Origin of the sequence: Actinoplanes sp. OR16 (assembly GCF_004001265.1) — a bacterium.
Lineage (GTDB): Bacteria > Actinomycetota > Actinomycetes > Mycobacteriales > Micromonosporaceae > Actinoplanes.
The window spans coordinates 2,808,356-2,827,170 of sequence record NZ_AP019371.1; the positions used below are offsets into that span (position 1 = coordinate 2,808,356).

The window sequence follows — 18,815 nt, forward strand, 5'->3', positions numbered from 1 at the left end:
GGCAATCAGCGCGGGCTTCACCCGGCAAAAGGGAATAAGAGCGATAATAGGTACGTGAGAAGCGATTCCAAACTGCTCGCGATACTGCTGCTCACCGGGGGGATCGCGCTTCTGCTGCTGAAGCGGTGACGGTCAGCACGGCATCCCGGAGCTCCGACGCGCCCCGCTTGAGCCGTTCGGTGTAGAGCGGCCGGTTCCACGCCGGCCAGGTCACCCGTCCGGTGGCCTGGTCGGTGCCGGACGCCGACACCGTGACGGTCATGCCGGCGCTCTCCCTGGTGGCACGCGCCGCCTGCCCGGACACGGCCGCCGGGACGAGCACCCGGTGCGCCGACGGATCCGCGAAACCCAGGAGCGCCCACGGCGCCCGTACCGTCAGATCATCACCTGCCAGGCGCCACAACGCCCGGGTCTCCTCCCCGTCGCCGTGCCGGAGCAGACCCGCGTTCTGCAGCTCGGAGCGGCCGGTCAGCAGCTCGTACCGGCGCCATCCGGAGGGCGCCGGGCCCCGGGAGATCTGATCGCCGGGATGGTCGACAGGCAGAGGATCAAGAGCTTCGCGCAGGTACGCCTGACCGCTCAGCGCGATCAAGTCCAGCTCGAACACCACGTCGGCGGCGTGGTCGCCACTGCCGGGTCCCGGAGTTCCGGAGATCTCCGGTAGCAGGTCGAATCCGATCGTCACCCGGTGCGGCCGGCTTCCACGCAACCGGATTCCGAGGCGCAGGCACGCGTCGTCCACCTCCGCGGTGACCCGCCGGGCCGGCCAGCCGTCCGGGGTGTCGAGCAGCACTCGGCTGGTCCGGACGGCCGGGTCGAACGCGAGCAGGCCGGAGTGCTGCTCGCTGGTCAGGGCGTCGTGCCAGAGCTGCCGCCGGGCCGGGTCCTGGTGGGATGCGGTGTTCCAGGCCGACTTGAACCACTCGTCGGCCCAGCCCGCGAGGAAACCGCCGGACAGCCCGAGGCGGTGGATCGTCAGCAGCATCTCGGCGTCGATGCGCAGGGCGTCCCGTTCGCTGTGGTCGCCGCGGGAGTGGCCGAGGGGCGCACTGCCCGACGATCCGATCGAGGAGGGCACGCCGACCTCGGTGATGAGGATGGGGAGATCGTCCCGGCGGGTGAAAGAGGACGGATCCGGATAACCGGCGAACGTGCCGCCCGGCCAGTCGCCGGTGGCCCGCACGTGTCCGGCCGAAAGCCGGGGCGAGGAGACGAACGCGATCGGCCGGCTCAGGCCCAGGGCCACGAGGCGGCCTGCCAGTTCGTCCATCGTCGCCGCGAGCCGTTGCTCGTCCGGGCTCGCCTCGCCGGTGCCGTGGAAGTACCGCCCGGTGGAGACGCCGGAGTGATCGCCTTCCGGATCGATGATCCAGGCGGCCAGCCACGGCGTCACATCGGCGTCCCACACCCCGCCGGCACGGCCCGGCTTCGGCGGCCGGGCCAGCTCACCGGTGACCGCCTGCACGGCGTCCCGGAGTTCGTCGGAGATGGCCGCGACACCCTGGAACAGGTAGATCGGGCGGTCCGGGTCGGCGAGGTTGTGCCGGGCCAGCTCGCGGTAGAACGCCGGCGGGTGGATCGTGTACGTCCGCACCGCCCGGATGCCGAGCCGGCCCATCGCGGCGAGCCAGTTCCGGTACTGCGAGGCGGTGATCGACAGCTCGCCGGGCTGGAAGCCGGGCGTGGTGCTGCCCAGGTTCACGCCGGCCAGGAAGGTCCGGTCGCCGCCTGCGGTGTGCAGTGCGAGCCGGGTTCCGCTGCTGCTCGCGAGGGTGGTGAGCCCTTGCCGGGTGACCGGGGCGGGCGCCCACGACGAGCCGGACTCGGGCAGCGCAGGCAGCGCGGGAACGCCGGCGATCGGGATGGCGGCCGGCGCGCGCGGCGGGGCGCCACCGGCCAGGCCGAGACAGGCGCCGACAGTGACGATTCCGGCGAACCATGCGCGGACGCGCCCGAACCGGAAACGTTCCGGGGCGGACACCAGGTTGATCGGGAAGTCCCCCACCCAGGCATTCTCTGCCCATCATCTGCCCGCGGCGTTGGCAATTGCGGCGAATTGTCGGGAAGCTGGAGGTGAGGGAACACTCGCCGTCGTCTCGATGTTGTGCGAGCGTTGGTTCCTGTCGGCGGCGCGATCGTGTGGGGAGCGTGACGTGGATCTTCTCCAGGAGTACCGCAGGGCGACCTTCTTCTTCGAGTCCGGCGATCCGCTCGGCGCCGCGAAGCTGCTCGAGCCGATCGTGGAGGCCGAGCCGCACAACACCGCGGTCCGGCAGCTGCTGGCCCGGGCCTATTTCAACTCGGCGCAGCTGAACGGCGCGGAGACCCAGCTGCGCGTGCTGATCGAGCACGATCCGTCCGATCACTACGCGCACCACGTGCTCGGCCGGACTCTGGAGCGGGCCGGTCGTTTTCGTGAGGCGCTGCCGCACCTGCGGCTGGCTGCTGCCATGAAGACGCAGCCGGACTATCAGGAGGCATTGCGCAGGGTCGAGACCTGGCTCGGCAAGAACGACGCCGCGTAGGGTTTCTGATCGTGAAGCTGAAGCTGGATCTGCACGACATCTTCAACAAGGGCCACGAGATCGACCGTGCCCTGCGAGGTGTCATCGACGAGGCCATCCAGAAGAAGGCCGCGATGGTCGAGATCATCCCTGGCAAGGGAAGCGGAGCACTGAAGAAGAAGGTGCTCCGCTTCCTCGACCAGAAGGAGATCAAGCAGCTCTACCACCGGGTGGAGAAGGACGGCGACAACTGGGGCCGTCTCTTCGTCCACTTCCGGCACGACGCGCCGACCGGCCGGCGTGGCAGGGGACGCTAAAGCGTGTAGGACTTGGCGATCGCCACCATCTCGCTGCTGTGCGATCCCAGGACACCCACGCCCGGCGGCCGGGCCTGGAACCCGGGGATGGTCGCCACGTCGTCGGTGGCGTCCATCGCCCGGAACGTGACGGGTCCGGTGCCCCGGACCGTCAGAACGATCTCGACCCCCTCGGCCGGCGGCGCGTGGAAGACGAACCCGAAACCCCAGCCGTCCCCGGCGACCCCGGTCACGTCGACCGGACGGCCGGCGACTGTCGCCCGGGTGACGGCCGTGGCCTCGGCCACGTGCAGCGTCACGAACCGGGCCGGTCGCTGAGGCTTCAGCGACAACCGCAGCGTGCGTTCACCGGACGAAGCCGAATCCCCGGACAGGGTCAGCAGCGGCGGCGGGAGGTCGGACCAGGCCGTCGCCGGACCACTCCGCAACTCCTCGTCGCCGAACGCCGGCAGCGAAGCGGTGACCGTGGCGGCCGGCTCGGTGAGGTACTGCGCCGTCCAGTCCTGCGGGTCGGCCTCGTGGCTCAGCCAGCGGGCCTGCTGCGTGTCGGCGTCGAGGGCGTACATCAGGTGGGTGAGCGACGGATGCTCCTCGTCGAACCGGTCCACGGCCAGACCGGTCGCGGTGCAGGCCAGCACGGCGAGCAGGGCGATCACGGACGGGACCGCGCCGAGCCGCCGGGCCGTCAGCGCCTCCAGGCCCCGGGCGCCGCCCGCCGCCGGGTGGACCAGGTCGACGACCGGTAGCAGCGCGAGACCGAGCAGCACGGTCAGGAACGCGCCGACCCCGGCCATCGGCATGCCCAGCGCGGGGAAGAGCATCAGCACGGTCGGCAGCAGGATCACCACGGCGACCACGGCGCCGAGCGCGATGGCGGGCACCGCGAGCCGCGGCACGCTGATGGCGAGAACGGCCGCGAGGGCCCCGGCCAGGGCAGGCAGCGAGGCCAGATAGGCGCCACCGGGCGTCACCGCCGCGAGCACCACACCGAGCACGGCCAGCCAGCCGAAACCGGCCACGGCCAGCGCGGCCGGGCCGATCCTGCGGCGCAGCAGCGCGTACCAGGCGAGGACGGTGAACGCGGCCAGCGCGATCACGGCGAGCCGGTACCAGAGTGGACGGTAGGGGTCGATCGGGAGGCCGCCGTACTCCGGGCGGATCACGACGAGCAGTGCCCACAGACCCTGGGCCAGGGCCGGGGCCAGCACGATCGGGATCAGTGCCAGGCCGGCTGCCGCTGCCATCCGGGGGCCGGTGGCGCGGTGCTGTCGGCGTACCAGGAGGGCAAGAGCGACGACCGCGACCAGAGCGAGCACCGCGAGTGGCCAGACCAGCGCGCCCGGGTAGCTGACCAGCAGCCCCGGCACCGGGAAGTAGGTGGCGTCGCCGCCCTCGCCGATGCCCGCCAGATCCCGGCCGCCGAGTTCCCGGAGCACCGCGAGGGTGTTCGCGCCGTGATGCTGCAGGCTGGCCCGGTTCATCGACTCGGGGGTGTCGGTCGGCGCGTGGTAGACCGCGGCGCCGTCGATGTAGGCGGCGTTCAGCCCGAGGAAGCCGGCATCCAGGAACGGGGTGAAGTCGGTGTCGTTCGGCAGCAGGCGGTAGATCTCGACAGCGAACGAGGTGCCGACCGGCTGCTTCGCGTGCGCGTACGCCCCGACCAGCTTTCCGTTGTTCTCCGAGGTCTCGAACATGATCGCCGGGCCGTCGCTGCCGCGGGCCTCCAGGTTGAGGACGACGCCGCCGTCCCGGGCCAGCGGGTGCTGGTCGACGAACGCCTTCGCACCGCAGAGACAGGCCTCCTCGGCGTCGGTGAGCACCAGCACCACATCGTTGCGGAGCTTGTCGCCGGCGCTGGTCAGCGCGCGGGCGATCTCCAGGATCGAGGCGGTGCCCGCGGCGTCGTCGTTGCCGCCCGGGCCGACCTGCGCCGAGTCGTAGTGGGCGACCAGGAAGATCCGTCCGGTCGAGGCGGCGCCGGGGATCAGCGTGACGACGTTGCGGACCCGGGCCAGGCCGGCACCGCCCGCGCTCGCCGACAGGGTGCCGCCCTGGATCGTCACGGTGTCCTGCGACTCGGGGGACAGACCGAGGCCGCGCAAGGTCTCGATCAGGTGGTCGTGCACCTTCTCGTTGGCCGGGCTGCCGGCCGGATGCGGCACCGCGGCGATCGTGCGTACCTCCGCGAAGGCGCGCTCGGCGCTGAACTCGCCGGCCGGGGCCGAGGCGGGCAGCGGCGCCGGCGGGGTGATCGACCTGATCGCCGCGAACCCGGCCAGGGCCAGGACGGCCAGCACCGCTGCCGCGGCGATCCCGCGGCGTGCGGGCCTGGTGAGAGCGAAGTCACGCATGGGTGACATCTAAGCGCTCGATGTCACCGGCGGGTACCCCGAAGATCCATTGGCGCGGGCGATAGCGTGGTCCGGGTGACTACTCCGCTCGACCCGGCCGCTGTCATCGCGGAATTCATCGACGCGGTGTCCCCGTACAACCCCCATCCGGACGCCGCGCCCGTCGCCGTCGTCGGCGTGCGAACCGCACTCGGCGAGGACGTATTCACCCTGAGTGATCATGTGGTGCGCGCTCTGTGCCGTGCGCTGGTGTCCTATCGCGATCCGGAGGACCGGGGGAACTGCTCGGCCTGTGGCGGGCGTCATCTCGATGAGAACCTGCACTGCCGGGACTGCGGCCAGTTGCATGGCATCCTCGGTCAGGTGATCACGGAGCATGCCCGCCGGATCGCGACCGAGAACGACGGCTCCAAGTGATCCCAGGTCACGACGTGGTGACGCGAGTTGTGGTCACGCTCGGAGTGGTACACGATTTGCGGGTCACCTATGCGGCGAGTGGGGAATCGGAATGACGGAGCGGTCGCTCGCGCCCTCGCGGTACGCGGCGGACCAGCTGGAACGGTTACGGATCCTGCTCGTCGAGGACGACGAGGGCGACGCCTTTCTCGTTCGTGAGCTGCTCACCGAGGCGGACGCCCCCTTCGAGCTGACCGTCGCCAGCAGCCTGCGTGAGGCGCGTGAGCGGCTCGCCGGCATCGAGTGCATCCTGCTGGACCTCGGCCTGCCCGACGCCCAGGGCATCGACGGCCTGCGCAAACTGCTCGCGGCGGCCGAGGGCGCCGCGGTCTGTGTGCTCACCGGCCGGTCCGACGAGCACCTCGGTGTGCAGGCGGTCGCCGAGGGCGCACAGGACTATCTGGTCAAGGGCCAGGTCGACGGCGTCCTGCTGGTCCGCTCGCTGCGGTACGCGGTCGAGCGCAAGCGCGCCGACGAGAACGCCCGCCGGCTGCGCGAGGTGGAGCTGCTGCAAGCCGAGTCGGCCCGCCTGGAGCGAGGTCTGCTGCCGCAGCCGCTCATGCAGACCGCCGAGGTCGGTGTCGAGACGTTCTACCGCTCCGGTCGTGCGCTGGGCCTGCTCGGCGGCGACTTCTACGACGTGGTGCAGGTCGGCGACGACCGGCTGCACGTGATCGTCGGTGACGTCTGCGGGCACGGCGTGGACGAGGCCGCCCTCGGCGTCGAGCTCCGGGTCGCCTGGCGTGCGCTGGTGCTCGCCGGCGTCCCCGAGGAGCAGGTGCTGCCGTCGCTGGAGCAGGTCCTGATGAGCGAGCGCCGGGCCCGTGAGGTGTTCGCCACGGTCGCGGCCGCGGTCATCGACCTGTCGTCGAACCGCGCCACGGTCCGCCTGGCCGGTCACCCGCCGCCGGTGGTGCTCTCCGGTGGCCAGGCCCACCCGGTGGCCGCGCGTACGGGCATCGTGCTCGGGGTAAAACCCACGCCGACGCCCGCGACGGAGTTGGAGTTCACCGGTGACGACTGGTCCCTCTTGATGTATACGGACGGCCTCATCGAGGGGCACACCGGCGTCGGCGCCGAGCGGCTCGACGTCGACGGGCTCTGCAAGCTGCTGGACGAGCCGGCCGCCCGCGAGGTGCCGCTGGCCGGGCTGCCGCCGTGGCTGGTGGCCCGCGCCGACCAGGACAACGGCGGCCCGCTCACCGACGACGTGGCCATGTTGCTGATCTCCCGGGGAGGTGGACGGTGAACCTGTTCAACGCGCGTAACTGGACGCTGCGCCAGAGGATCATCGCGCTCTGCGTGGCGGTCGGCGTCGTGCTGGGCGGCCTCGGCGTCTTCGCCGCGGCGACCGCCGCCGCGAACAACCGCCAGGTCGACGACGTGCTGAACCGGGCGAGCCCGATGCGGGCCGCCGGCGAGACGCTGAACACCGCCCTGGTCGACCAGGAGACCGGCGTCCGCGGCTACGCGATCACCGGCGAGGATCGCAACCTCCAGCCGTACGAGGTGGGCCTCGCCGACCAGGAGCGGCAGATCGCCCGGATCGAGACGCTGCTGCGCCCCGAGGACGACGACATCCGCAATGCGCTGGCGATGGTCAAGGCGCGGGCCGACACCTGGCGGGCCGAGGTGGCCGAACCGATCATCAAGGCCGTGCGTGAGCAGGGGCCGGAGGCCGCACAGGCCATGGTCGAGGCCTCGGACACCGCCGAGTTCGACGCGGTGCGCACGGCGGTCGCCGAGATGCAGTCGCACATCCAGGTGCTGCGGACCGCCTCGGCCGACGCGGCCCGCGACTCCAGCCGCACCATGGTCGCCATCGAGATCGCGGCCGCCGTGATCATCGTGCTGACCGGCGCGTTCCTGCTCTTCCTGCTGGACCGGGTGGTGACCCGGCCGATCACCGACCTGGCCGCCCAGGTGCGCCAGGTGGCGGCCGGTGACTACGACAAGCACATCGAGAGCCGGCAGGGGTCGTCCGACCTGGTGGCGCTCGCCGCCGACGTCGACCGGATGCGCCAGCAGATCGCCAGCGAGCTCTCCGAGGTCCGGGACGCGCGCAGCCACGTCGAATGGGTGAACCAGCAGCTCAAGACGCAGACGGACGAGCTCACCCGGTCGAACCGGGACCTCGAGCAGTTCGCCTACGTGGCGTCGCACGACCTGCAGGAGCCGTTGCGTAAGGTGGCGAGCTTCTGCCAGCTGCTGCAGCGGCGCTACGCCGGTCAGATGGACGAGCGCGCCGACCAGTACATCGCGTTCGCCGTCGACGGCGCGCAGCGGATGCAGCGCCTCATCAACGACCTGCTGGCGTTCTCCCGGATCGGCCGGCTCACCGCCGGTTTCACCGAGGTCGACCTGAACAAGGTGCTCGGTGACGTGAAGTCGCAGCTCGACGCGCGGGCCGGCGAGAACGCCGAGATCACCTGGCCGGAAATGCCCACAGTAGAGGGTGAGGAGCCGCTGCTCACCACGCTCTTCATGAACCTGATCGGCAACTCGCTCAAGTTCGCCCGTCCGGACGTCCCGCCGGTCGTGACGATCACCGTGGAGCGCGACGGCGGCGAGTGGCAGATCAACGTGCGGGACAACGGCATCGGCATCGAGGCCGAGTTCGCCGACAAGGTCTTCGTGATCTTCCAGCGGTTGCACTCGCGGGACGCGTACGAGGGCACCGGCATCGGACTGGCGATCGTCAAGAAGATCGTCGAATACCATGGCGGTCGGGTCTGGCTGGACACCGATGTGCCGGAGGGCGCGTCGATCCACTTCACGCTGCCGGTGCTGCCCGGTACGGAGGACCCCGAGACACAGGCCGAGGAGCGAGAGGTGGTGGGAGCATGAGCATGGAGCGGGAGAGCGGTACTCCGATCGAGGTGCTGCTGGTCGAGGACGATCCGGGTGACGTCCTGATGACCCAGGAGGCGTTCGAGGAGCACAAGGTCCGCAACAAGCTCACCGTGGTGTCGGACGGCTCGGAGGCGCTCGCCTACCTCCGCCGCGAGGGCCAGTTCGCGGGAGCGGTGCGCCCGGACCTGATCCTGCTCGACCTCAACCTGCCGAAGCGGGACGGCCGCGAGGTGCTCGAGGAGATCAAGAAGGACGACGATCTGGGCCGGATCCCGGTCGTCGTGCTGACCACCTCCTCGGCCGACGAGGACATCCTGCGCAGCTACCAGCTGCACGCGAACGCGTACGTGACCAAGCCGGTGGACTTCGAGCGGTTCATCGCCGTGATCCGCCAGATCGACGAGTTCTTCGTCAGCGTCGTGAAGTTGCCGCCGCGTGCTTGATCAGGTCGCCGAGCTCATCCGCGAGGTCGCGCAGACGGTCGTCCTGCCGCGCTGGAAACACCTGGCCGAGGGCGAGGTGACCCAGAAGGCGCCCGGTGACCTGGTCACCATCGCCGACCAGGAGTCGGAGCGGGCGCTGACCCGGGGTCTCACCGCGCTGCTGCCCGGCTCGCTCGTGGTCGGTGAGGAAGCGGTCGCCGCCGACCCGTCGATCCGGGACCGGGTCGGCTCGGACGGCGCCGTGTGGATCGTCGACCCGGTCGACGGGACGAACAACTTCGCCGCCGGGAAGTCGCCGTTCTGCGTGATGGTCGCGCTGGTCCGGGACGGTGAGCCGCAGGCGGCCTGGATCCTGGACGTGGTCGGTGATCACCTGACGGTGGCCGAGGCGGGTTCCGGGGCGTACCGGGACGGGGTCCGGGTCAAGACCCGTACCGACGATCCGGGCGCCGGCGCGCTGCACGGCGTGATCTCGCACAAGTACTTCCCGGACGATCTGCGCGATTCCGTCCGGGCGAACGCGGCGGGTCTGGGCGGGCACACCCCGGGGCGGCACTGCGCGGGGTACGAATACCCGGCCGTCGCCACCGACGAGCAGCAGTTCGCGATGTTCTGGCGGATCCTGCCGTGGGACCACGTGCCCGGTTCGCTGATCGTCGAGGAGGCCGGCGGCACGGTCCGGCACTGGGACGGGTCCGCCTATCGGCCGACGAACCGCAAGCGGGGTCTGCTGGTCGCCGCCAACGACGAGATCTGGGCGACCGTCCAGGGCACGCTGTTCCCGGATGGGGCCCCGGACGTACCGGAAGGTTAGGAAGACGGGCGTGTCGACGTACCTGGATGGGATCTTCGGTCTGAGCGGGCGCACCGCGGTGGTGACCGGCGGCAGCAGCGGGATCGGCAGGGAGATCGCCCTGGCCCTCGGCCGTTCCGGCGCGCGTGTGGTGATCGTCGCCCGGCGCGAGGCGCCGATGGCCGAGGTCGTCACCGAGCTGCGCGGACACGGTGTGGAGGCCGGCGCGATCTCGGCGGACCTGGGCGTGCGTGAGGCGATCAAGGCCACTGCCATCAAGATCATTGAGTCGTACGGGGAACCCGACATCCTCGTGAACTCCGCCGCCGTGAATCTTCGTCCCCCGATGGCGGAGTTGACCGACGACGTCTGGGACCTGACCCTCGAAGCCAACCTGACGGCGCCGTTCCTGCTCGGGCAGGCGTTCGCGCCGGCGATGGCGAAGCGTGGCTGGGGGCGGATCATCAACGTGGTCTCGCAGCAGGCGTTCCGGGCCTACGGCAACAGTGGGGCCTACGGCGCGGCGAAGGCCGGACTGGTCGGCCTCACCCGGTCGCAGGCCGAGGCGTGGTCGGCCGACGGTGTCTGCTGCAACGCGATCGCGCCCGGTGTGGTGCACACGCCGCTCACCGAGCCGGTCTTCGCCGATCCCGCGAAAGTGGCGGCACACGCGGCGCGGACGATGATCGGGCGCAACGGCCTGCCGACGGATTTCGGTGGTTGTGCGGTGTTCCTGGCGAGTGATGCGGCACGCGCCGTGACGGGTCAGACACTGTTCGTCGACGGTGGATACTCGGCAACCTGATCGATCTCCCTTACTCCAGGTCCGGCGCGGTAAAGTACCGGCGCTCCCGACTTGGAGGTATCCGTGGCGGCCAGATTTCCGCGCCGATGCACCGCCCTGCTGGCTCTGCTCGCCGCCGCCGTCGCGGTGATCCTGGTGGCGCCCTCGTCGCCGGCTCTCGCCGAGCCGGACAGTGAGGGCGGCACCAAGAAACTGCGTACCGCGCTGGAGACCGCCGCCAAGGGGTACGACTCCGCGAAGACGAAGCTGGCCTCGTCGAAGAAGCGGCAGAAACAGCTGACCGCGAAGCTCAAGGAGTCCGAGAAGGCCGCCGACGCGATGACCGAGCAGGTCAGCGAGCTGGCGAACCGGTCGTACCAGATGGGCCGGGTCAGCACCGTGAGCATGCTGCTCAACAGCAGCTCGCCGGACGGCTTCATGGAGCGGATCCAGAGCCTCGACATGCTCGCCCAGGTCGACAGCCGGATGCTCGCCGACTACCGCGACGAGGTCGAGACGTCGAAGCGGGCCAAGGCCGCGCTGGACGCCGAGATCAAGGAGCAGAAGAAGCAGGTCGACGTGATGGCCCGCAAGAAGAAGCAGGCCGAGCTCGCCCTGGCCGAGGTCGGCGGCGGGGCGGCCGGTGGATTCGTCGACGCCGACTCCCCGGCGGCGAAACCGGCGCCGCGCAACTCCGACGGCTCCTGGCCCAAGGAGTCCTGCACGGTCAACGACCCGACCTCGACCGGCTGCATCACGCCGCGGACCCTGCACGCCTACCAGGAGTCCCGCGCCGACGGCTTCAAGCGCTACACGGTCTGCTACAGCTCCCGTTCCTCCGGTGAGCACCCGAAGGGCCGGGCCTGCGACTTCTCGGCGAACTCCAGCACGTTCAAGAACGCTGCGGCGACCGGTGGGGACAAGGCGTTCGGTGACCGGCTGGCCGCGTACTTCGTGAAGAACGCGTCGGAGCTCGGTGTGATGTACGTCATCTGGTACCGGCAGATCTGGATGCCGAGCACCGGCTGGCGCGCGTACAGCGCAAGCGGTGGACCTGCGGCGGTGCACACGAACCACGTACATCTCTCCATGCTGTGAGGGTTGCTATTCCGTGCTCTTCCGGTTCGGAACCGAAAGTGCGGCGCTAGCGTTCCGAAGAGGTACGGGCCGAACCCGTGACCGCAGACTGGAGCCGTATGGACCACCACCGGTGGATGAGCCACGCCGTCGACCTGGCGCACCGCTGCCCGCGTTCCGAGACCGCCTTCGCGGTCGGGGCGGTCATCGTCGACGAGCACGGCCGGGAGATCGCCTCCGGCTTCTCGCGGGACTGCTCCGCGCGCGTGCACGCCGAGGAGTCCGCCCTGAACAAGGCTGCCGGTGACGGCCGGCTGTCCGGCGCGACGATCTACAGCACCCTGGAGCCGTGCTCGGAGCGGGCCAGCCGGCCGCACGCCACCTGCACCAGCCTGATCATCGCGGCAGGCATCCCGCGGGTGGTGATCGCCTGGCGCGAGCCGGACATCTTCGTGCACTGCGAGGGCGTGGCGCTGCTGCGTGCCGCCGGCATCGAGGTCGTCGAGCTTCCGGAGTTCTCGCTCCCCGCCCAGGCACCCAACCTGCACCTCGGCGTGTTGGCGGGCCGCCACTAAGGATCTTCGCAGCGTGCGCCGGTAGCATCCGCGCGGTGGAGAACCCGCCGCGCGCCCTGCCCTCCGCCCTCGCCTCGGCTCTGGCCTTCGGGTCGAGCGGGGCCGTCCTCGTCCTGGAGATCGTCGCGCTGCGGCTGGTCGGGCCGTACGTCGGCGTGACCCTCCAGGTCAGCAGCTCGGTGATCGGGGTGGCCCTGGCCGCGATCGCCTACGGCGCCTGGCTCGGTGGCCGGCTCGCCGACCGGTTCGACCCGCGGGCACTGCTCGCCCCCGCCCTCATCCTCGGCGCGATCGGCACCGCCGTCACCCTGCCGCTGGTCCGCTGGGGTGGCGAGCTGCTCCGCGGCGGCGCCGCCCCGGCCGTGCTGCTGCTCGCCGCGCTCGCCATCTTCCTGCCCGCGTTCGTGCTCTCCACGATCGCGCCGATGGTCGTGAAACTGCAGCTCGGCGATCTGCGGCAGGCCGGCAGCGTGGTCGGCCGGCTGTCCAGTATCGGCACCCTCGGCGCGATCACGGCGACCCTGGTGACCGGTTTCGTCTTCGTGGCCACCATGCCGAGCAGCGCGATCGTGCTGAGCCTCGCCGGGCTGCTCGCCGTGAGCGGGCTGCTGCTCGGCTGGTGGCAGCGCCGGGACCTGCCCGGTTCGCCCCGGACACGGGCCGCGCTGGCAGCCGTCGGTCTGGTCGGCGCCGGTCTCGGCGCCACCTCGCCCACGCCCTGTGACGTGGAGACCGCCTACCACTGCGCCCGGGTGCAGGCCGACCCCACGCGGCCCGGTGGGCAGACGCTGATCCTCAACTCGGCGCGTCACTCGTACGTCGACCTCAACGACCCCCGCTACCTGGAGTTCGAGTACGTCCAGTGGATCGGCGCGGTCGCCGACACCCTGCCGGCCGGCCCGGTCGACGCCCTGCACCTCGGCGGCGGCGGGTTCACCGTGCCGAACTACCTGCGCGACACCCGCCCCGGCAGCGATCAGCTGGTGCTGGAGCTCGACGGTGGCCTGGTCGACCTCGACAAGCAGAAACTGGGCCTGGTCACCGGCCCCGACCTGCGGGTGCGGATCGGCGACGCCCGGGTGGGGCTGGCCGCGCAGTCCACCGGGACGTACGACCTGGTGGTGGGGGACGCGTTCGGTCATCTCGTGGTGCCGTGGCATCTCGCGACGAAGGAGATGGCCGATGACGTGGCGCGGGTGCTGCGGTCGGGCGGGGTCTATGCCCAGAACGTGATCGACTACCCGCCGAACCGCTTCATCCGGGCCGAGGTGGCGACGGTCGCGGCGGCGTTCCCGCACGTCGCACTGATCGCGCCACCGGAGGCGATCGCCGGGGGGACCGGATCCAACTTCGTGATCCTCGCTTCGAAGAGCCCGTTGCCGCTGGACGGTGTGCGTACGAGATTGGAGGGGGTCTCGCTCCTGGCCGGCGCCGAGCTCGACGCCTTCGTCGATGACGCCCGGGTCTTGACCGACGACTACGCCCCGGTGGATCAGCTGCTGGCGGGCTGAACCGGGTTTCCTTTGTTTGCGGCACTGCGGACCGGCGCTCGGGCGAGAATCGGCGCATGGCGCGAACGGAGCGAAACGGGCAGGGCGGATCGCTCCGCATCGCGGGGCGCTACCGCCTCGTGGAGAAGCTCGGCACCGGCGGCATGTCGGTGGTCTGGCGCGGGTACGACGAGACGCTCGGCCGCGACGTCGCCGTGAAGGTGCTGTCCCCGAAGCTGGCCGAGGACCGGACGTTCCGGGACCGGCTGCGGCAGGAGGCGTTCGCCGCGGCCCGGCTCTGCCATCCGCACATCACCGGGATCTTCGACTTCGGTGAGGCGCGGATCGCCGAGGAACTGACCGTCCCGTTCGTGGTGATGGAGCTGAACGACGGCGAATCGCTCGGCGCGCGGATCGGCCGGCAGGGCTCCCTCGACTGGCGGGAGGCGGTGGGTATCGCTGCCGAGGTGGCGTCCGCCCTGGCCACGGCACACGCGCGCGGGGTCGTGCACCGCGACGTCACGCCGGCGAACGTGATGATCACCGGGACCGGGGCGAAGGTCGTCGACTTCGGCATCTCGGCGGTCGTCGGGCAACGGGACGCCGCGCCGGACGGCAGCCTGCTCGGGACACCCGCGTACCTCGCCCCGGAACGTCTCGGTGGCGCGTCCGTCTCCCCGGCCACCGACGTCTACGCCCTCGGCCTGCTGCTCTACCGCGCGCTCACCGGCCGGATGCCGTGGCCCGCCGAGAACACCGCCGAAGCGCTGCGCGCCCACCTCTACTCCGACCCGGAACCCGTCCCCGACCTGCCCGGCATGCCCGCCGGCGTGGCCGCCATGTGTATGCGCTGCCTCGCGAAGAACCCGGTCGACCGGCCGGCCGCCGCGGAAGTGGCCCGTGCGCTGGCCGCCACGATCGGGCTGCGGCCGATCATCGCGCCGCTGCGTACCGGGGAGGGGCCGATCGTGCCGGCCGCTCGCGCGGTGGCGCCGGTCCCCGGTGCTCCCCGCACGTTCGCGGCACTGAAGTTGCGGACGGGACTCAAGGTGCGTGCGGCCCTGCGGATCGGTGGCGTGCGCCCTCTCGGCGGTGGCCTCTTCGTCGGCGGGCTCTTCCCCGGCCGGCGCCTGCGCGACAAGTCCACCGGCCGCCGGAGCCGGATGCCGGCGATCGCCGCGCTGGCCACCGTCGTGATGCTCGGCTCGACCGCGCTCAGCTGGTCGGCCCGGGAGGAGTCACGGGACGTCGAGGGGACGCAGACCACCGCCGCGGGAGCGGCCGACGCCGCGGTCGGCGGTGCCCGGGTGACCAGCACGCCGAAGGGCCGGTGTGCGGTGACCTACCACGTCCGCCGTGACTCGGGCACCGACTTCGAGGCGCGGCTCACCGTGGTCACGACGGCGGCCGAGAACGTGCGCTGGCGGGTCGAGTTCCGCTACCCCGGCACGCAACGCCTGGTGCCGGCGTCGAAGGCGATCAGCCAGCAGGGCCGCCGCGTCGTCGTGAACGGCAAGGGCCGGTCCAAGTCGATCGTGCTGCACGGCGGCTACCGGGAACGCAATCCGCTGCCGCTGTCCTTCGCCGTGGACGGGCTGCCGTGCCGCGCCGAGGTGCTGGGCAGCGTCAATCCGGGGGCCGCCAAGAACAACTCGGTGAGCGCCACGACGGGTGCCGTCAGGGCGCCGTCGAAGCCGGGGAAGCGGAAGCGGGCGCCTGCGAGGGTGCGGAAGGCTCCTCCGCCGTCTCCGCCGCCCGCCACCAAGCGGCGGACGGGTTTCTCCCTGGCGCTCTGATCTTGGTTAGGGTCGGGGGATGACACGACTCGCAGTGGTCACCGGCGGCGGAACCGGCATCGGCAAGGCGACGGCGGGCATGCTCGCCGGCGAGGGCTTCGACGTCATCATCGTGGGGCGGCGCGCCGACGTGCTCGCCGACGCGGTGAAGTGGATCGGGCCACAGGCGAGCGCGGTCACCGCCGACGTCGCCGACCCCGCCCAGGTGCAGAGGGTCGTCGAGGCCGTCGGCGACCGGGACCTCGACGTGCTGGTGAACAACGCCGGGGCGTACATCGCCCACGACGAACAGACCCTGGAAGGCGTCGCCGAGCGCTGGCGGGCGAACCTCGACTCGAACGTGCTCACCGCCGTGCTGACCACCACGGCCCTGCTGCCGCGCCTGCGCCGCCCCGGCGGGAAGATCATCCTCACCAGCTCGATCGCGGCGCAGCGGGGCGGTGGCGGGCCGTACTCGGCCGCGAAGGCGGCGCTGCACGGCTACGCGCTCGACCTCGCCACCGGCCTCGGCAGTGAGGGGATCACGGCGAACGTGATCTCACCGGGATATGTCACGGACAGTGAGTTCTTCACCGGGCGGATGACCCCGGAGGGTCACCAGGCTCGGGTGAACGCGACCTTGATGAAGCGGGCCGGCGAACCCGGCGACATCGCCGAGGCGGTGCGCTGGCTGGTCGGTCCCGGCGGCGGTTTCGTGACCGGCCAGATCATCAACGTCAACGGGGGCTCGGTCCTCGGTCGTTGAGGTCGCCGTCTTCGAAGGGCCCCTCGCCCGGTTCGTTCGTCCGGAAGCGCAGCGCCGACCATCGCTCGTCGATCGCCACCTGCCCGCACGGCCGCATGTCGTAGTCGGCCACGATCGGCCACAGCGAGTCCCGGTCGATGTCCGCCTTGTTCCCCTTGGGGTACGCGATCCAGAACGCCCCCGGCTTGTCCAGGTCACCCCGGTGCTCGGCCAGCTGTTCCCGTACGCCCCGGGCGTCCTCGACGAACAGCACGGCGGTGCCGGCGGTGGCGAGCACGGCGGTCTCGCGTACGCCCTCGGGCATCGGTGTGAGCAGCGGAAGGCGGGCCGGTTCGTTCAGCCACACGGTCGAGTTCGACTTGATCAGCAGCTTCTCGGCGATCGTCTTGGTCATGACACCGAGATTTCCACCCCGGCCGTCGTCCTTTGCCGCTTTCGGAGAAGGCGGCCTGTGGATAACTCCGGGCCCGGTCCATGGCCCTGGTAGACATGCCGGGTGACTGATGCAACGCAGGACCGGGCCGCCGTCCGCGACCGCGCCGAAGCGGTCCTCCGCCGCCTGGCCGGTGACCACGCGAAGCTGCGCGAGGACCAGTGGCGCGCGATCGAGGCGCTGACCGTCGACCACCGGCGGGTCCTCTGCGTGCAGCGCACCGGGTGGGGCAAGTCGGCCGTCTATTTCGTGGCCACCGCCCTGCTGCGGGAGCAGCAGCGCACCGGCCCGACGGTGATCGTCTCGCCGCTGCTGGCCCTGATGCGCAACCAGGTGGAGGCGGCGGCCCGCGCGGGCATCCGCGCCCGCACGATCAACTCGGCGAACCTCGACGAGTGGTCGCTGATCGAGGCCGAGGTGCGGGCCGGCGAGGTCGACGTCCTGCTGATCAGCCCGGAGCGGCTCAACAATCCAGACTTCCGCGACAACGTGCTGCCCGGCCTGGCGTCGAGCACGGGTCTGCTGGTGGTCGACGAGGCACACTGCGTCTCCGACTGGGGTCACGACTTCCGCCCCGACTACCGCCGTCTGCGCACCTTCCTGGCGGGCCTGCCGGCGCACACGCCGGTCCTGGCGACGACAGCCACGGCGAACGCGCGGGTCACCGCCGACGTCGCCGATCAGCTGGGGGAGAAGGACACGCTGGTGCTGCGCGGCCCGCTCGACCGGGATTCGCTGCGGCTCGCCGTCCTCGAGCTGGCCGACCCCGCACACCGGCTGGCCTGGCTCGCCGATCACCTGGACCGGCTGCCGGGTTCCGGCATCGTCTACACGCTGACGGTCGCCGCCGCGACGGAGACGGCGGAGTTCCTGCGGTCGCGGGGGTTCGCAGTCTCGTCGTACACCGGGCAGGTCGAGGACACCGAGCGCCGCGCCGCGGAGCAGGACCTGATGGACAACAAGATCAAGGCGTTGATCGCCACGTCGGCGCTGGGCATGGGGTTCGACAAGCCGGACCTCGGGTTCGTCGTGCATCTCGGCGCGCCGCCGTCGCCGATCGCCTACTACCAGCAGGTGGGCCGGGCCGGCCGGGCCGTCGAGCATGCCGAGGTGGTGCTGCTGCCCGGTCCGGAGGACGCCGCGATCTGGCGTTACTTCGCCTCCCTCGCCTTCCCGCCGGAAGACCAGGTGCGTGCGGTCCTCGCCCAGCTCTCGACCGACCGGCCGATCTCCACCCAGGCTCTGGAACCCCTCGTCGACCTGCGCCGGACCCGGCTGGAGCTGATGCTCAAGGTGCTCGACGTGGACGGCGCGGTGCGTCGCACGCGCGGCGGCTGGCTCGCCACGGGAGAGCCGTGGGCGTATGACGGCGTCCGGTTGCGCCGCGTCGCCGAGGCGCGCTCCCAGGAGCAGAAGACCATGATTTCGTACGCCGGAACGACCGCGTGCAGGATGGAGTTCCTCCGCCGTTGCCTGGACGATCCGGAGGCCGCGCCGTGCGGCCGCTGCGACAACTGCGCCGGTCCACTCTTCGACGCCGAGATCTCGTCGGCGGCGCTGGCGGCTGCCGACGCGTTCCTGGGCCGGCCGGGCGCCGAGATCGCGCCGAAGAAGATGTGGCCGACCGGTCTGGCCGCGGTCGGCGTCAGCTTGAAAGGCAAGATCCCGCCGACCGAGCAGATCGAGCCGGGCCGGGTCGTCGGCCGCCTCTCCGACCTGGGCTGGGGGAGCCGGCTGCGGGGTGTGGCCGGTCCGGAGTCCGCCGACGCGCCGATCCCCGACGATCTGGCGGCCGCGGTGGTCGAGGTGCTGAAGTCGTGGGCGCACGGCGACGACGCCTGGAAGCAGCGCCCGGTGGCCGTCGTGGCGGTCGGCTCACACCGTCATCCACAACTTGTCCACAGCCTCGCCGAGCACATCGCGACCGTCGGCCGGCTGCCGTTCCTGGGCACCCTGACCTCGAATCATGCGGGGGAGGAGTCGGCGAGGGGCAACAGCGCCCAGCGCGTACGCACGTTGCACGACGCGTTCACCGTCCCCGCCGATCTGGCCGCCGGCCTGTCCGGGCCGGTGCTGCTCGTCGACGACCTGGTCGACTCCGGCTGGACGATGACACTGGCCGGCCGGCAGTTGCGCCGCGCCGGGGCCGAGGCGGTCCTTCCACTGGCGCTGGCCATCGCCGGCTAGGGCTTCGGCTG

The 18,815-nt window shown here is 71.2% G+C and carries 17 protein-coding genes; 14 read left to right on the top strand and 3 right to left on the bottom strand.

The genetic code is table 11. From position 1 onward, the window contains the following. Positions 1–91: 91 nt before the first annotated feature. Positions 92–2,005: a hypothetical protein gene (locus EP757_RS12975; protein WP_127545535.1), complete on the bottom strand. Its 1,914-nt coding sequence runs from the start codon at positions 2,003–2,005 to the stop codon at positions 92–94. 148 nt (positions 2,006–2,153) lie between these two features. Between EP757_RS12975 and EP757_RS12980 the strand changes: the two genes are divergently transcribed. Together EP757_RS12980 and EP757_RS12985 are read left to right on the top strand one after the other, a co-directional pair. Beyond that, on the top strand, positions 2,154–2,525 hold the full coding sequence (locus tag EP757_RS12980; RefSeq protein ID WP_127545538.1) for a M48 family metallopeptidase: 372 nt from the start codon (positions 2,154–2,156) through the stop codon (positions 2,523–2,525). A gap of 11 nt (positions 2,526–2,536) precedes the next feature. After that, entirely contained in the window at positions 2,537–2,821 is a 285-nt protein-coding gene (locus EP757_RS12985; protein ID WP_127545541.1) for a Smr/MutS family protein, read from the top strand. On the opposite strand, the gene EP757_RS12990 is transcribed toward EP757_RS12985, so the two are convergent. Then, on the bottom strand, positions 2,818–5,172 hold the full coding sequence (locus EP757_RS12990) for a M28 family peptidase (RefSeq protein WP_127545545.1): 2,355 nt from the start codon (positions 5,170–5,172) through the stop codon (positions 2,818–2,820). The genes EP757_RS12985 and EP757_RS12990 overlap by 4 nt on opposite strands. Before the next feature lie 75 nt (positions 5,173–5,247). Between EP757_RS12990 and EP757_RS12995 the strand changes: the two genes are divergently transcribed. The 11 genes from EP757_RS12995 to EP757_RS13045 all read left to right on the top strand — a co-directional run bounded on the left by EP757_RS12995 (position 5,248) and on the right by EP757_RS13045 (position 16,184). Next, the gene (locus EP757_RS12995; RefSeq protein WP_174262383.1) at positions 5,248–5,589 is read left to right on the top strand and encodes a hypothetical protein; all 342 of its coding nucleotides are present in this window, start codon (positions 5,248–5,250) and stop codon (positions 5,587–5,589) included. Between the two features lie 91 nt (positions 5,590–5,680). After that, positions 5,681–6,877 carry a PP2C family protein-serine/threonine phosphatase gene (locus EP757_RS13000; protein WP_127545550.1) on the top strand — a complete coding sequence of 399 codons (1,197 nt, stop codon included), beginning with the start codon at positions 5,681–5,683 and terminating at the stop codon, positions 6,875–6,877. Then, on the top strand, positions 6,874–8,475 hold the full coding sequence (locus EP757_RS13005; RefSeq protein ID WP_127545553.1) for a CHASE3 domain-containing protein: 1,602 nt from the start codon (positions 6,874–6,876) through the stop codon (positions 8,473–8,475). Before EP757_RS13000 ends, EP757_RS13005 begins: the two co-directional genes overlap by 4 nt. Next, positions 8,472–8,924: a response regulator gene (locus tag EP757_RS13010; protein ID WP_127545555.1), complete on the top strand. Its 453-nt coding sequence runs from the start codon at positions 8,472–8,474 to the stop codon at positions 8,922–8,924. The genes EP757_RS13005 and EP757_RS13010 overlap by 4 nt, the downstream gene beginning before the upstream one ends. Next, positions 8,917–9,738 (top strand): inositol monophosphatase family protein, encoded by an 822-nt coding sequence (locus EP757_RS13015; RefSeq protein WP_127545558.1) that lies wholly within the window; start codon positions 8,917–8,919, stop codon positions 9,736–9,738. The genes EP757_RS13010 and EP757_RS13015 overlap by 8 nt, the downstream gene beginning before the upstream one ends. Positions 9,739–9,748: 10 nt before the next feature. Further along, complete coding sequence (locus tag EP757_RS13020; protein ID WP_232050487.1) at positions 9,749–10,522, top strand: SDR family NAD(P)-dependent oxidoreductase; 774 nt, start codon at positions 9,749–9,751, stop codon at positions 10,520–10,522. 63 nt (positions 10,523–10,585) lie between these two features. After that, complete coding sequence (locus EP757_RS13025) at positions 10,586–11,599, top strand: hypothetical protein (RefSeq protein ID WP_232050488.1); 1,014 nt, start codon at positions 10,586–10,588, stop codon at positions 11,597–11,599. Positions 11,600–11,697: 98 nt separating this feature from the next. Further along, complete coding sequence (locus EP757_RS13030; protein WP_127545563.1) at positions 11,698–12,153, top strand: deaminase; 456 nt, start codon at positions 11,698–11,700, stop codon at positions 12,151–12,153. Between the two features lie 35 nt (positions 12,154–12,188). Beyond that, the gene (locus tag EP757_RS13035) at positions 12,189–13,664 is read left to right on the top strand and encodes a fused MFS/spermidine synthase (protein WP_232050490.1); all 1,476 of its coding nucleotides are present in this window, start codon (positions 12,189–12,191) and stop codon (positions 13,662–13,664) included. Between the two features lie 56 nt (positions 13,665–13,720). After that, positions 13,721–15,439 carry a serine/threonine-protein kinase gene (locus EP757_RS13040; protein WP_127545566.1) on the top strand — a complete coding sequence of 573 codons (1,719 nt, stop codon included), beginning with the start codon at positions 13,721–13,723 and terminating at the stop codon, positions 15,437–15,439. A gap of 19 nt (positions 15,440–15,458) precedes the next feature. After that, positions 15,459–16,184 (top strand): SDR family NAD(P)-dependent oxidoreductase, encoded by a 726-nt coding sequence (locus EP757_RS13045; RefSeq protein WP_127545569.1) that lies wholly within the window; start codon positions 15,459–15,461, stop codon positions 16,182–16,184. Here EP757_RS13045 and EP757_RS13050 read toward each other — a convergent pair. After that, complete coding sequence (locus EP757_RS13050) at positions 16,156–16,578, bottom strand: hypothetical protein (protein WP_127545571.1); 423 nt, start codon at positions 16,576–16,578, stop codon at positions 16,156–16,158. The genes EP757_RS13045 and EP757_RS13050 overlap by 29 nt on opposite strands. A gap of 102 nt (positions 16,579–16,680) precedes the next feature. On the opposite strand from EP757_RS13050, the gene EP757_RS13055 reads away from it, so the two are divergent. Continuing rightward, positions 16,681–18,804, top strand: a complete 2,124-nt coding sequence (locus EP757_RS13055) for a RecQ family ATP-dependent DNA helicase (protein WP_127545575.1) — start codon at positions 16,681–16,683, stop codon at positions 18,802–18,804. Positions 18,805–18,815 lie beyond the last annotated feature (11 nt).